The following is a 13,614-nucleotide window of genomic DNA, read 5'->3' on the forward strand; positions in this document are numbered from 1 at the left end:
AAGCGAAAAACGCTTTTTAGCACTGGAATTGGTTTTCATTTTTGGCATAACCTGTTAATTTATATAATTTATTATTTTTTTGCTGCTTTAGGTGCTAATGTTAAAAACATACGCTTACCTTCTAATTTAGGTAAAAGCTCTACTTTACCTATTTCTTCCAATGCTTGGGCAAATTTCAACAATAAGATTTCGCCTTGTTCTTTGTAAACAATAGCTCTACCTTTAAAGTGTACGTAAGCTCTTACTTTCTCGCCTGCTTCCAAGAAACCGATGGCGTGTTTCAATTTGAATTGAAAATCGTGGTCGTTGGTATTAGGTCCGAAACGGATTTCTTTAATAACCGTTTGCTTAGCATTAGCTTTAATTTCCTTTTGCTTTTTCTTTTGCTCGTATAAGAACTTACTATAGTCCATAATACGGCAAACCGGTGGGTTAGCGTTTGGAGAAATCTCTACTAAATCAAGCTCAAGCTCATCGGCAAGCGCCAACGCTTTCGACAAAGGATAAATACCTTGCTCTACATTATCCCCAGCTAGCCTAACTTCTTGTGCACGAATGTGTTCGTTAATATTATGTTCTGCTTCTTTTTTCTTAAAAGGTGGACGTGGTCCCCTGTTAAATCCTGGTCTTCCTAATGCCAAATGCTTTCCTTGTTTAAACTGTTATTTCTTTATTAATTAATTCACTAAACTCTGCCAAAGTCATGCTTCCCAAATCTCCTTCGCCATGTTTACGAACAGAAACTTTTCCTTCTTCCATTTCCTTTTCGCCGATTATCAGCATATAAGGCAACTTTTTAACTTCAGCATCTCTAATTTTTCTTCCGATTTTCTCATCACGAAAGTCAATTAGACCGCGAATATCGGAATTATTTAGCTCTTCTGAAACTTTTTTCGCATATTCTTCATATTTTTCTGAAATAGGCAAAATGATGTATTGCTCAGGAGAAAGCCATAATGGGAAGTTTCCACCGCAGTGCTCAATCAATACCGCAACGAAACGCTCCATAGAACCAAATGGCGCACGGTGTATCATTACCGGGCGATGTTTTTGATTATCACTACCAGTATATTCCAATTCAAAACGCTCTGGCAAGTTATAATCTACCTGAATGGTACCTAATTGCCATTTTCTGCCCAAAGCATCACGCACCATAAAATCTAACTTCGGACCGTAAAAAGCTGCTTCTCCATATTCAACTACAGTTGGCAAACCTTTCTCCTCCGCCGCTTCAATAATTGAAGTTTCAGCTAATTTCCAATTTTCATCAGAACCGATGTACTTTGTTTTATTCTCTGGGTCGCGTAATGAAACCTGAGCAACATAGTTATCAAAACCTAAAGATTTAAATACATGAAGGACCAAATCAATTACTTTTTTAAACTCGTCTTTCACTTGGTCTGGACGACAGAACAAGTGGGCATCATCTTGAGTAAAGCCACGTACACGAGTTAAACCATGTAATTCGCCACTTTGCTCGTAACGATAAACTGTACCAAATTCCGCAAAACGAACCGGCAAATCTTTGTACGAACGAGGTTTAAATTTATACAACTCGCAGTGGTGCGGGCAGTTCATCGGTTTTAAGAAAAACTCCTCTCCTTCTTGTGGTGTTTTTATTGGCTGAAAAGCATCCTTACCATATTTCTCATAGTGACCAGAAGTAATGTACAAATTTTTGTGGCCAATATGCGGCGTAATTACTTGTTCGTAACCAGCTTTTTGCTGCGCTTTAGTTAAGAACTGAACCAAACGTTCACGCAATGCAGTACCTTTTGGCAACCACATTGGCAAGCCCATCCCTACTTTTTCTGAGAAGGTGAAAAGTTCCAATTCTTTACCTAGCTTACGGTGGTCACGTTTTTTAGCTTCTTCAATCATGTGAAGATACTCTGTTAACTCACTAGCTTTAGGGAAAGTAACGCCGTAAATACGAGTTAACTGTTTTTTAGTTTCGTCACCTCTCCAATAAGCACCAGCAACATTCATCAATTTTATTGCCTTGATGAAACCTGTATTTGGGATATGTGGACCTCGGCATAAATCAGTAAAATCACCTTGTGTATAGAAAGTAATTTTCCCGTCTTCTAAGCCGTCAATTAAGTCTAATTTGTATTCGTCACCTTTTTCGGTGAAATATTTTACAGCATCAGCTTTGCTTACGCTTTTACGTTCGAAAACTTCTTTTTGCTTAGCCAGCTCTAGCATTTTATCTTCGATTTTCTTGAAATCATCAGATGAAAATTCTCTATCGCCAAAGTCTACATCGTAATAAAAACCAGTTTCGATAGCTGGACCGATACCGAATTTAGTACCTGGATAAAGTGCTTCTAAGGCTTCGGCCATGATGTGTGCCGACGAATGCCAGAAAGTTGATTTACCTTCTGTGTCGTTCCAAGTCAATAATTTAACCGCAGCATCGGCTTCGATTGGACGTGAACTGTCCCAAACTTCTCCATTTACTTCTGCCGCTAAAACGTTTCTTGCTAAGCCTTCTGAGATTGATAAGGCAATTTGGTGGGCATTTACGCCCTGTTCATACTGACGTACCGAGCCGTCAGGTAATGTAATGTTAATCATCTACAACTATGATTTAGAGTTTATAAAATTGTTATGCAAAATCACTTACGTGTGTGATTTTATTTTGGTGCAAAGATAGGGTTTTTAGATTGGATTTTTAAACTTTTAGCCCGCAGATTTCGCTGATGCTTCCGCAGATTTGCGCTGAAGCGTGTAAAATAAAAATCTTTTTATATCTGCGTATTCAATCTGTTAAATCTGCGGGAGTTATTTTAAAAAACATTATCTTCAAGTCACCTATTCTATGAAATTATGACTGAAAATGAAATCTCTTATGAAATACGTGGAGCGATTTTCGACGTATACAACAACCTTGGCCCTGGTCTTTTAGAGTCTGCTTATGAAGCCGCTTTAGGATTTGAATTAGGAAGACGAGGACTTTTCTATGCTAAACAAGTTCCTTTAGCTATGCAATATGAAAGTATTCAATTGGATGTATGTTATCGGTTAGACTTTTTAGTTGAAGATAAAGTTATCATCGAAATAAAATCAGTTGAAACGCTGTTGAATGTTCATCACAAACAATTAATCACTTACTTGAAGTTGTCTGGCTTAAAACTAGGTATTCTTGTAAATTTCAATACTGATGAAATTGCTAAATCTATTTTTAGGAAGGTGAACGGGCTCTAATTGTTTTCCCGCAGTTTTCGCAGATACCATGTCTTAAACTCTAATCCGCAGATTTACGCTAATATTCGAATAGTAAAATCTCCTTAAATCTGCGGTTCTATCAGCGAAAATCTGCGGGAACCGTCCATAAAAAAATGTCCCGACCACAGCCGAGACATTCCGAAAATATAAAATGGAATTTCTTAGTTTACTCTTCCTGTAGCACCTTGACGGTTGCCGTTGTTATTTCTAAACCTAGCCATCATCGCAGCTTGTTTAGCTTGATACTGTTCTTGAGTAATTGCAATAGCCTTTTTAGGCGCAGTTACGTCTTTATTACCAACGTTTCTGTATTCTATGCTTTTTGCCGTTGTACCTCCACCTTTAATTTCGATAGCTAATACTGCTCCTTCTGTCCAGAAATTTGGCATTGGCGAAAAGTTGAAGCCTAAATCATTGGTATACCAAAGCACAGTTTCATCAACCACATCTTTATCCATATCTAAAACCTTAGCTTTGCGAGTTGTTTTGATGGTTACTTTTTTGCAATCGATACCTACGATTTTCTTAGTTTCATCAGATTTAATGATATCTACTACAGGTGGTACATCTAAAAACTGAACCGCATTATTACTTTGATTGTTGTTTCTTCCACCATTACCACCACCAAATTGGTTAATAGATGCAACGGTTAACTTAGTTGGCATTACATAAGTGGTATCCATCATATCAAAAACTTCTACCACCTTTTGGTCAGCGAAAGTATAATAATACTCTCTGTTACCACCACCAAAACCGCCACCAAATCTCATACCACCACCTGGACCACCGCCGCTATTGCTATCCTCTGTTTCGGTAACAGGCATATAGCTTGCGTTGGTAGCATTGTAAAGCAATTCGTAATTAGATTTGATAGATTTAGGCATACGAGCTCTCATTTGCTCTGGGATTTGTCTTCCACTAGCCTCAGCAACCGCGATGGGGTCAATGATAGTTTCGAATTGGATAGCTCCAGATTTTTTTTGAGCCTGTGCATTTACTGTAAAAGCCAAAACGCTTAAAAAAGCGATGAATATTTTTTTCATTTATATAAAGTTGTTTTGTTAGTAATTGTAGTCAGCAAAATTAATTCTATTGCAACAAAATATATGTTAACGAAAGTTATATTTTTGATTTATAACTGTAGTTTTACAATGTAACAATTGGCTAATTTGCAGCTGCTTTGATTGATATTTCGGCAATAGGTTTAATCAGAGAGAAAAATTAATATTCGGTACTTTCTAACCAACCGTTTGCCAATACATCTGCCAAGTGCATTGTTTTAAGTGGAATGTTGTTTTTTTTGATGTAACCATCTAAGTGAAGCAAGCAAGAAAGGTCAGTGGAAATGATATAATCTGCATCCATTTCTAGTGCATTATTTACTTTTTGCTCTGCCATTGCCGAAGAAATAGCATCAAACTTTACAGCAAACGTACCACCAAAGCCACAGCACATATCGGTATCCTTCATTTCGAGCATTTCCAAACCTATAACTCTAGAAAGTAGCTGACGAGGTTCTTCTTTGATTTTGCATTCTCTTAAACCACTGCACGAGTCGTGGTAAACTGCTTTGCCCTCTAATTCAGCACCGAAGTAATCTTTTTTTAATACGTTGATAAGAAAATCAGACAGTTCGAAAATATTTGACTGTACATTTCTGCATTTATTATGAACGATGGTATTGGTAAACAAATCGTTGAAACCGCCTTTAACCATGCCTACACAAGATGCTGATGGTGCAACGATATATTCAGTTTCCGAAAAATCTGACAAAAATTTAGTACCTATCTCCTTAGCTTGCTCCCAGTAACCTGCGTTATAAGCCGGCTGACCACAACAGGTTTGTTTTGAGTTATAAACAATTTCGCAACCTGCTTTTTCTAAAACTTTGATGGTGTTAAAGGCCGTTTCCGGATATAATTGGTCTATGAAACAAGGGATAAATAGCTCTATCTTCATTATATTTATTTAGGTATCTGCTCTTAAAATCACTTAATAGACCACCACGGCTTTGGGCTCTACCTTTTTTAAGAGCAGCAAAAATACTAAACCAAAAACGAAAAACAACGCTAACGCTATCACCGAATTACGCATACTGCCACTTAATACTTCAATGTACCCGAAACTGAACATCCCGAAAACCAGCGCAACCTTCTCTGTTACATCGTAAAAGCTAAAAAAAGAGGTATGGTCTGGACTTGATTGAGGTAAGAATTTTGAATATGTAGAACGTGATAAAGATTGAATTCCGCCCATAATTAAGCCAATAACTGCAGCTAAAGCATAGAATTGCATTTCGGTATGGATGAAGTAAGCGGCAATACAACTTCCAATCCAAATGACAACTACGCCAATCAGTACGTTTACGTTTCCAAATTTCTTTGAGGATAGATAAGACATCAGCATTGCGCCAGGAATAGCTACCAATTGTAAAATAAGGATGGTTGCGATGAGTTTAGTAGTTGGAAGATGTAATATCTTTTCTCCGAAAATAGTGGCCACTAACATCACTGTCTGTACACCCATTGAGTAAAAAAAGAACGCAAAGAGAAACCGCTTCAGATACTTCATTTGTTTTACCTGTTTCCAAACTTTGTTAAGTTCTTGGAAACCGCTGCTCATAATGTTTTTCTTTTCTGCTTTGAAGTTAGGACTTCCCTTTGGCAAGTTTCTGAATGGAATTTGAGCAAAACCAACCCACCAAATACCAACTAAAAGGAACGACAAACGAGCTGGGATTGAAGCATCTACAATGCCAAACCATTCTGGCTTAAATACAAAAACAAAGCAGATGATTTGCAAGACAATGCTACCTACATATCCATAAGTGAAACCTTTTGCACTTACGTTATCCTGTTCTTCTACTGTAGCAATTTCTGGCAAGTAAGAATTATAAAACACCAAACTTCCCCAAAAGCCAATGGCTGCAATTACAAACATGATGACACTAAAATTCAGTGTATTTACTCCTTTATCTGCATTAATTTCGAAGAAAAACAATGCACTACAGGCAGTTGCGCCAATGTAGGTGAACATTTTCATAAAGATTTTCTTGTTACCTCTGGTGTCGGCAATGGAAGATAATATTGGAGACAATATTGCAATCACCAAGAAGGCAAACGCCATAGCATAACTGTACAGTGCCGAATTGATGATTTTATAACCAAAGAAATAAACATAATCGATAGTGTTATCATCTTTATCTCCAGTTATAGCCGTGTAATAAGCTGGAAATATGGTTGAAGTAATGACTAGATTGTATGCTGAATTTGCCCAATCGAAAAAGGCCCAAGAGCGAATTGTCTTTTTATCGTTTTTAACCCCTAAATCCCCAGAAGGGGACTTTGAAAGCTCATCTTTCATAAATCTGCTTGTTTATTGCGGCTAAGATAGGAAAATTGATTAATTACATTTTGTTAATCCTTCCAGAAATCATCTTTAAGGTAAAAGACTGTATCTATAAAGAAAAGTATTTCATTACTAGTCAGTACATTTTCATCATGCAAATCTTCCAATATAATACCTAATTCTGGATTGTAGTAGTCATTATTTCTAGAATTCAAAAATCCGTTTTGGGTTAGAAATGCCTTTACCTGCTCCAAATTTGTTATGTTGGTAATAGTTACAAATGATTGCTGAACAACGGCATATAACACATTATCATCATCTCTTGTAAATCCTATTAATTCGTATGCTGTATCGGGAAAAAAATAATTGTGCAGTAATAGATTGTAGAAATAATCTATCCACGAAGTATAGTAAATGGCATCGTTAAGTTTAATGACGTGTTTATCGTCTTTTAGGTAAACTTTTTGTTCGGCACCTTCACTTACGTATTTCGAAAAATCTATATCATTAATCCAAAGATTATTTTCGATGATAAATTTTTCTAAGACCTGTTCTTCTTGTTTTCTGAAGAGCTTTGTGTCTTTAATTGCTGTGCTTGTTTCCGTGCTTTTTCTAACGTAACTGGATATTGCTTGGATAATTTCTCCGAACCTAACTTTGCTCTTTCCTGAAAGGACATTACGTAACTCATTTTTCACGTGTTTTTGTTAACTAACACAAAGATAAGAAAGATTGTTTACTTAATTAAATTGGGATTAATTGGCATTCAAATCCTACAAATAATACTTCTTCCCATCGGTTTTGATTTTTCCAGCGTCAAGAAGCTCTCGAATTCTATCTATTTTATCGTTATCTGTACCTGTTTGTATGCTTTTCACTAAATCATCTAAATCAAAATGGCCACTTTGCAACACCATGCTAATTTCAAAATCGATTTTATCGGTATACTCCGCTAATTCTTCTTGTTTCTTCTCTGCTAAGCAAACATCGCAAACGCCACATTTATCAGCTTTGCTTTCTCCAAAATAAGTTAACAATTGAATACTTCTACAAATTTCATTCGCAGCGTAAGCCAATACAGCTTCTATCTGAGTGCTTTGAATTTGCTTTCTAAGTTCTATAAACTTAGCATCTACATCCAAATGCAACATATCCAATCGGGCTGTGATAAATTGCAATTGTGGTTGGTCTGTTTGAGGCAAATAAGAAATGACGTTATACTCTTGTAGCTTCTTCAAATAAGCAATTACATCGTTGTAGGAAACCTTTAATCTGTTAGACAAATCACTTTCTTTGATTTTTACGTAACCATCAAAAGCACCGCCATAAGAACGCTGAATAGTCTTGATAATCGGGTCGAAAGCGGCATTTTCGATTTGGAAACGGTAAACGTCTTCGTGGCCAACGGCAAACATCAGTCTCGAAGAAATAAAGATATTTTCAGACAGTGTGAGGTAGCCATCACGCTCTAAAAACTTCAGCGCAGCCATGGTTTTAATCACACCAATATTAAAGCGTTTGCAAAAATCAGCCAAATCAAATTCGAAGCTTAAGCCTTGTCCAGCGCCATAAGCCAATTGGTAGTAGTTACCTAAATAATGGTAAACTTTTTTAATTTCATCAACCGATGGAAAGCTGTCGGTATATTTAGCTTCTAATACTTTTTGGTCGCCTTTATTGGTCAGCAAAACCCCAAATGCTCGTTTTTCATCACGTCCTGCCCTGCCCGCTTCTTGATAGTAAGCCTCCAAACTTTCAGGCAAATCTAAATGTACCACAAAACGAACGTCAGGCTTGTCAATTCCCATTCCGAAAGCGTTGGTTGCAACCATCACTCGGGTTTTATCTTTCTTCCAATCTTCCTGCTTTTGGAAACGAACATCCTTTTCTAAACCTGCGTGGTAAAAATCTGCTGAGATTTGGTTCCGTTGTAAAAACATGGCTATTTCGGCAGTTTCTCGTCTATTACGAACATAAACCAAACCACAACCTTTTACATTTTTACATATATCAATTAGCTTTTTATGCTTATCATCGAGATTAAAAACTACATAACTGAGATTTTTTCTAGAGAAACTTTTCACAAAAACCTGCGCATCTTTCAGCTCCAGTTTTTCTATGATATCTGTCCTCACTTCGGGCGTAGCTGTTGCCGTTAATGCTAAAACTGGAACATCAGGAAGAATTTCTCTCAGTTCCTTCACTTTCAAATAAGGTGGACGGAAATCATATCCCCATTGGGAAATACAGTGTGCTTCATCTATGGCAATCAAGTTCACATTCATGTAAGAAATACGCACACGAACCAGTTCTGAAAGCAATCTTTCTGGAGAGAGATAAAGAAACTTGATTTTACCGTAGATGCAATTATCCAGCAGAATATCTATTTCTCGCTTGCCCATTCCGGCGTAAATTGCAATGGCTTCAATTCCCTTAGCTTTTAGGTTTTCTACTTGGTCTTTCATCAGTGCTACCAAAGGCGAAACCACAATGCAAATACCTTCTTTCATGATGGCTGGAACCTGAAAACAAACAGATTTCCCTCCGCCAGTTGGCAAAAGTGCTAAAGTATCTTCGCCTTTAATTACCGATTGAATAATCTCTTCCTGCAACGGACGAAAGACATCAAATCCCCAATATTTCTTTAAAACTTCTGTTGCAGTCATATAAAAGCTATGGTCAAAACTATGAAACGATGGCGGTTTTTCAAAAGGTTTAGCCACAGATGCACAGATTTTGTTTTAGGCTAACTCAAAAAGGTTTAGAATGTTTGTAAAGGCTTTGATGCCAGTTATATCAGTTTTTTGAAAAAGACATCTGTGCATCTGTGGCAAGAAATAGCTAAATTGCAACCTTTAGTTGTTAAGATAAAATTAAGAATGAAGAAGTACGTATTTGCCTCAGCACTGTTATTTACCTTAAGTTCCGTTAACGCACAAGAGAAAAAAGAAGCTCCAAAATGGGATGTCGAAAAGTTCAAAGGTCCTACCAAAAACTTCAGCATTACCACTAACGAAGGTACTTGGATGAACCTAGATGTTAGTCCAGATGGGAAGGAAATTGTTTTCGATATGTTGGGCGATATTTATGTAATGCCAATTACTGGCGGAACTGCGAAATTGCTAAGCGGTGGTATTTCTTACGAAGTTCAACCTCGTTTTAGCCCTAATGGAAAATACATTTCGTTTACGAGTGATAGAAGCGGCGCCGATAATATTTGGATAATGGATAGACAAGGCGGCAACAAAAAGCAAATTACGAAGGAAACTTTTAGATTGCTAAACAATGCTACTTGGATGCCAAATAGTGATTATTTAATTGCCAGAAAGCACTTTACAGGTTCTCGTTCTTTAGGTGCTGGCGAAATGTGGATGTACAGCATTTACGGTGGCGATGGAGTGCAATTGACCAAACGCAAGAACGACCAACAAGACGCAGGCGAACCAAATGTATCGCCCGATGGCAAATTCCTTTATTTCAGTGAGGATGTTTCTCCAGGTCCTTTTTTTCAATATAGCAAAGACCCAAATGGCTTGATTTACGCCATCCGACAGTTAGATTTAACTAGCGGAAAATTGACGAATTTCATTGCTCAATCTGGTGGTTCTGTTCGTCCTCAGGTATCTCCTGATGGAAATTTTATTGCTTACGTAAAAAGGGTTAGATTGAAATCGGCACTTTATGTGCAAAACTTAAAAACTGGCGAAGAATATCCATTATATGATGATTTAACGAAAGACCAACAAGAAACTTGGGCTATTTTTGGTGTTTATCCCAACTTTGCCTGGACACCAGATAGTAAGAAAATCGTTTTTTATGCCAAAGGAAAAATCAAACAAATTGAACTTAATAATTTATATGTAAGTGACATTCCTTTTGAAGTAACTAGCAACCAAACGGTTCAAGAGGCTTTACATTTCGACCAACAAGTTTATGCTTCGGAGTTTACGGCAAAAATGCTTAGGCAATTGGTAACATCGCCCGATGGCAAAATGGTAGTTTTTAATGCTGCTGGATATTTGTACAAAAAAGAAATGCCAAGTGGCACGCCAGAAAGGTTAACCAACGGTTTGGATTTCGAGTTTGAGCCTAAATTTAGTCCAGATGGGAAGTTTGTTATTTACACCACCTGGAGCGACGAATTTAAAGGAGCCATTAAACGTACTGATTTAAAAACAGGCAAAACCATCAGCCTTACCGACGAAAAAGGTTATTACTACTCTCCTAGCTTTTCTACCAAAGGCGATAAAATTGTTTTCAGAAAAGGTAGCGGTAACGAAACGCTTGGTTTAACTTACGGAAAAAACACAGGCATTTTTGTGATGCCTGCAAATGGCGGTTCAAAAACATTGTTATTAGACAACGGTATCAGACCACAATTTAATAGTGATGATACACGTATTTTCTATCAAGGTTACGACAGCGGCAAAAAGGCTTTCAAAAGTGTTGATTTAAATGGTGGCAACGAACGCACACACTACACTTCACAATATGCAACGCAGTTTGCTCCTAGTCCGGATGGTAAGTGGATGGCATTTACTGAGCTTTTTAATGCTTACATTACTCCAATGGTAACCGCAGGAACAGCTTTAGATTTATCTGCAGGTAACAAAGCTATCCCTTTAACAAAAGTAACTAAAGATGCAGGAACTTACTTGCATTGGAGTGCCGACAGTAAGAAATTGCTATGGACTTTAGGAGAGAAATACTACAACAGAGAAATTAAAAATACTTTCACTTTTGTTGAAGGTGCGCCACAAGTGTTACCAGAGCCTGATACAGCTGGCGTTTCTATCGGTCTGAGATTAAAAGCCGATGCACCAAGTGGACTGATTGCTTTGAAAGGTGCTAGAATTATCACGATGAAGGGCGAGCAAGTAATTGAAGAAGGCACAATTCTGGTAGAAAACAACAAAATCAAAGCGATTGGAAAAGTGGATGAAGTTCCAATTCCGGCAGATATAAAAGTGGTTGATGTTACCGGAAAGACCATTATGCCCGGTATGGTAGATGTGCATGCACATTTGAGAACCAGCCCAGATGGCATTAGTCCTCAGCAAGATTGGTCTTATATGGCAAATTTGAGCTTCGGTGTAACTACAGCTCACGACCCATCGAGTAATACAGAGATGGTATTTAGCCAAAGCGAAATGCTAAAAGCTGGCAGAATGGTTGGTCCGCGTTTATATTCTACAGGTTCTATTTTATACGGTGCCGATGGCGATTTCAAGGTAACCATTAATAGTTTAGATGATGCACTTTCTCATTTGCGTAGGTTAAAAGCCGTTGGTGCTTTTTCGGTAAAATCTTACAACCAACCACGAAGGGACCAACGCCAGCAAGTTTTAGAAGCTGCCCGTCAGTTGAAAATGGAAGTGGTTCCAGAAGGTGGCTCTACGTTCTTCCATAACATGACTATGGTAGCTGATGGACATACTGGTATTGAACATAGCATTCCAGTTGCACCAGCTTATAAAGATGTAGTGAGTTTTTGGAACAATACCAAAGTTGCTTACACCCCTACGTTAATTGTTGCTTATGGTGGTCAGTGGGGCGAAAATTATTGGTACGATAGAACCAACGTTTGGGAAAATGAACGTTTGTTGAATTTTACGCCAAGAGCAATTATAGATTCAAGAGCAAGACGTAGAACGACTTCTGAGTACGGAGATTACGGACATATTGAGGTAGCAAAAGCAACTAAAACCATCGCTGATGGTGGCACAAAAGTAAACTTAGGTGCTCACGGACAGATACAAGGCTTAGGTGCACATTGGGAGTTGTGGATGTTTGTGCAAGGTGGTATGTCGCCATTGCAAGCCATTAAAGCGGCAACTTTAAACGGAGCTGAATATTTGGGAATGGGCAAAGAATTAGGTTCTTTAGAAACTGGCAAACTAGCTGATTTAATCATCTTAGAAGACAATCCTTTAGAAGATATCAGAAACTCTGAAAAGATTAAATATGTGATGATTAACGGCCGAATTTATGACAGCATGACCATGAACGAAACCTACAGCAGAGAAAAAATGAGACCAAAATTGTGGTTCGAAATGGATAAAGGTGTAGCATTTTCGTTGCCTTACAAAATATCTGAAACTTGGACGTTTACGGTGCCGAATTGTGATTAAACCCCTAGCCCCTAAAGGGGAACTTATATAACGCCGTCATTTCGACGAAGAATGAGGAGAAATCCAACGTATAGTATTTTAGCTAGATTTCTCTCTGCGTTCGAAATGACGTCTTTGTTAACGGTGGTACTAGAATGTTACAACACCAACAATCCAAACTCTCTACGAATATGAATTTTTAACCACCTACTAAGCCAATAATACTTCAGCAGGAATACCTAGTTTTTGATGAAACAACTTGGCAATTCGTAACGTTAAGGGTTTCTTACCACTCAGCAAAGCAGACACGTAACCCTTACTACCAATTAAATCGACCAAATCTTTATTTAACAATCCTTTTTCTTCCATTTTTAACTTCACCACTTCTAACGGATTAGGAAATGGTATCGTGTAATGCAAATCTTCATATTGTTTAATAAGCAATAATGCAATTTGTAGCTTTTGCCCTTCCTTACTATCTGGATTTAACGATAAATCAAATTGTTCATCAACCCAATTTAATAAATCATTATACTCTTTTTCCGTATTAATTATTCGCAAATCCATTTTCTATAATTTAAATTTAATGGTAGCCACATCAATTTTATCGTATTCTTTATGAGTGCCAAACCATTTTATTTGTATGGTTTTATAAAGAAAAACAACTCTTATTACTAGTCTATATTTGTTGCCTAAAATATTAATAACCACTCTATCATCACCAACCAAACTAGCATTACCATAAACGCTTTTTAGCTCCTGAAAGTTATTGAAATCAGCATGTAAAAATTCATAATACCATTCAAAAAGCGCATTCTTAGCATTTGGGTATGCCTCTCCGTAAGCTAAAAGTGTTTTTCTATTAATGATATTAAACATAGAAAGGTTCTCTATTAGAAAACAAAAATACAAAGTTCTCTAATAG

11 protein-coding genes are annotated in these 13,614 nt (G+C 37.3%); 2 read left to right on the top strand and 9 right to left on the bottom strand.

Annotated features, from left to right (window positions below; translation table 11 throughout):
* Positions 1-71 precede the first annotated feature (71 nt).
* The gene (gene infC / locus REI64_RS03900; RefSeq protein ID WP_308848789.1) at positions 72-641 is read right to left on the bottom strand and encodes a translation initiation factor IF-3; all 570 of its coding nucleotides are present in this window, start codon (positions 639-641) and stop codon (positions 72-74) included.
* 13 nt (positions 642-654) lie between these two features.
* On the bottom strand, positions 655-2,580 hold the full coding sequence (gene thrS / locus REI64_RS03905) for a threonine--tRNA ligase (protein ID WP_308848790.1): 1,926 nt from the start codon (positions 2,578-2,580) through the stop codon (positions 655-657).
* Positions 2,581-2,832: 252 nt separating this feature from the next.
* On the opposite strand from thrS, the gene REI64_RS03910 reads away from it, so the two are divergent.
* Complete coding sequence (locus REI64_RS03910; protein WP_308848791.1) at positions 2,833-3,210, top strand: GxxExxY protein; 378 nt, start codon at positions 2,833-2,835, stop codon at positions 3,208-3,210.
* A gap of 182 nt (positions 3,211-3,392) precedes the next feature.
* Here the strand turns inward: REI64_RS03910 and REI64_RS03915 are convergent, their stop codons facing one another.
* From REI64_RS03915 to REI64_RS03935, 5 genes are all read right to left on the bottom strand, one after another.
* Positions 3,393-4,274 carry a hypothetical protein gene (locus REI64_RS03915; protein WP_308848792.1) on the bottom strand — a complete coding sequence of 294 codons (882 nt, stop codon included), beginning with the start codon at positions 4,272-4,274 and terminating at the stop codon, positions 3,393-3,395.
* A gap of 178 nt (positions 4,275-4,452) precedes the next feature.
* Positions 4,453-5,190 (bottom strand): (Fe-S)-binding protein, encoded by a 738-nt coding sequence (locus tag REI64_RS03920; RefSeq protein ID WP_308848793.1) that lies wholly within the window; start codon positions 5,188-5,190, stop codon positions 4,453-4,455.
* A gap of 33 nt (positions 5,191-5,223) precedes the next feature.
* Positions 5,224-6,594, bottom strand: coding sequence for an MFS transporter (locus REI64_RS03925; protein WP_308848794.1), 1,371 nt, complete (start codon positions 6,592-6,594; stop codon positions 5,224-5,226).
* 53 nt (positions 6,595-6,647) lie between these two features.
* Entirely contained in the window at positions 6,648-7,277 is a 630-nt protein-coding gene (locus tag REI64_RS03930; protein ID WP_308848795.1) for a hypothetical protein, read from the bottom strand.
* A gap of 75 nt (positions 7,278-7,352) precedes the next feature.
* Complete coding sequence (locus REI64_RS03935) at positions 7,353-9,302, bottom strand: ATP-dependent DNA helicase RecQ (RefSeq protein ID WP_308848796.1); 1,950 nt, start codon at positions 9,300-9,302, stop codon at positions 7,353-7,355.
* Positions 9,303-9,458: 156 nt separating this feature from the next.
* Here REI64_RS03935 and REI64_RS03940 point away from each other — a divergent pair, with 156 nt between their 5' ends.
* Positions 9,459-12,710 (top strand): amidohydrolase family protein, encoded by a 3,252-nt coding sequence (locus REI64_RS03940; protein WP_308848797.1) that lies wholly within the window; start codon positions 9,459-9,461, stop codon positions 12,708-12,710.
* A gap of 189 nt (positions 12,711-12,899) precedes the next feature.
* Here REI64_RS03940 and REI64_RS03945 read toward each other — a convergent pair whose 3' ends face one another.
* On the bottom strand, positions 12,900-13,256 hold the full coding sequence (locus REI64_RS03945) for a transcriptional regulator (RefSeq protein ID WP_308848798.1): 357 nt from the start codon (positions 13,254-13,256) through the stop codon (positions 12,900-12,902).
* A 3-nt stretch (positions 13,257-13,259) separates the two neighbouring features.
* Positions 13,260-13,568 (bottom strand): type II toxin-antitoxin system HigB family toxin, encoded by a 309-nt coding sequence (locus tag REI64_RS03950; RefSeq protein ID WP_308848799.1) that lies wholly within the window; start codon positions 13,566-13,568, stop codon positions 13,260-13,262.
* Positions 13,569-13,614: the final 46 nt, after the last annotated feature.

Source organism: Pedobacter sp., assembly GCF_031119335.1.
In the GTDB taxonomy this organism is placed as follows: Bacteria; Bacteroidota; Bacteroidia; order Sphingobacteriales; family Sphingobacteriaceae; genus Pedobacter.

Bases quoted from the DNA above. Each gene is read 5' to 3' on its own strand.
- thrS (WP_308848790.1), bottom strand. From the start codon at position 2,580: ATGATTAACATTACATTACCTGACGGCTCGGTACGTCAGTATGAACAG.
- REI64_RS03910 (WP_308848791.1), top strand. From the start codon at position 2,833: ATGACTGAAAATGAAATCTCTTATGAAATACGTGGAGCGATTTTCGAC.
- REI64_RS03915 (WP_308848792.1), bottom strand. From the start codon at position 4,274: ATGAAAAAAATATTCATCGCTTTTTTAAGCGTTTTGGCTTTTACAGTA.
- REI64_RS03920 (WP_308848793.1), bottom strand. From the start codon at position 5,190: ATGAAGATAGAGCTATTTATCCCTTGTTTCATAGACCAATTATATCCG.
- REI64_RS03925 (WP_308848794.1), bottom strand. From the start codon at position 6,594: ATGAAAGATGAGCTTTCAAAGTCCCCTTCTGGGGATTTAGGGGTTAAA.
- REI64_RS03940 (WP_308848797.1), top strand. From the start codon at position 9,459: ATGAAGAAGTACGTATTTGCCTCAGCACTGTTATTTACCTTAAGTTCC.
- REI64_RS03945 (WP_308848798.1), bottom strand. From the start codon at position 13,256: ATGGATTTGCGAATAATTAATACGGAAAAAGAGTATAATGATTTATTA.
- REI64_RS03950 (WP_308848799.1), bottom strand. From the start codon at position 13,568: ATGTTTAATATCATTAATAGAAAAACACTTTTAGCTTACGGAGAGGCA.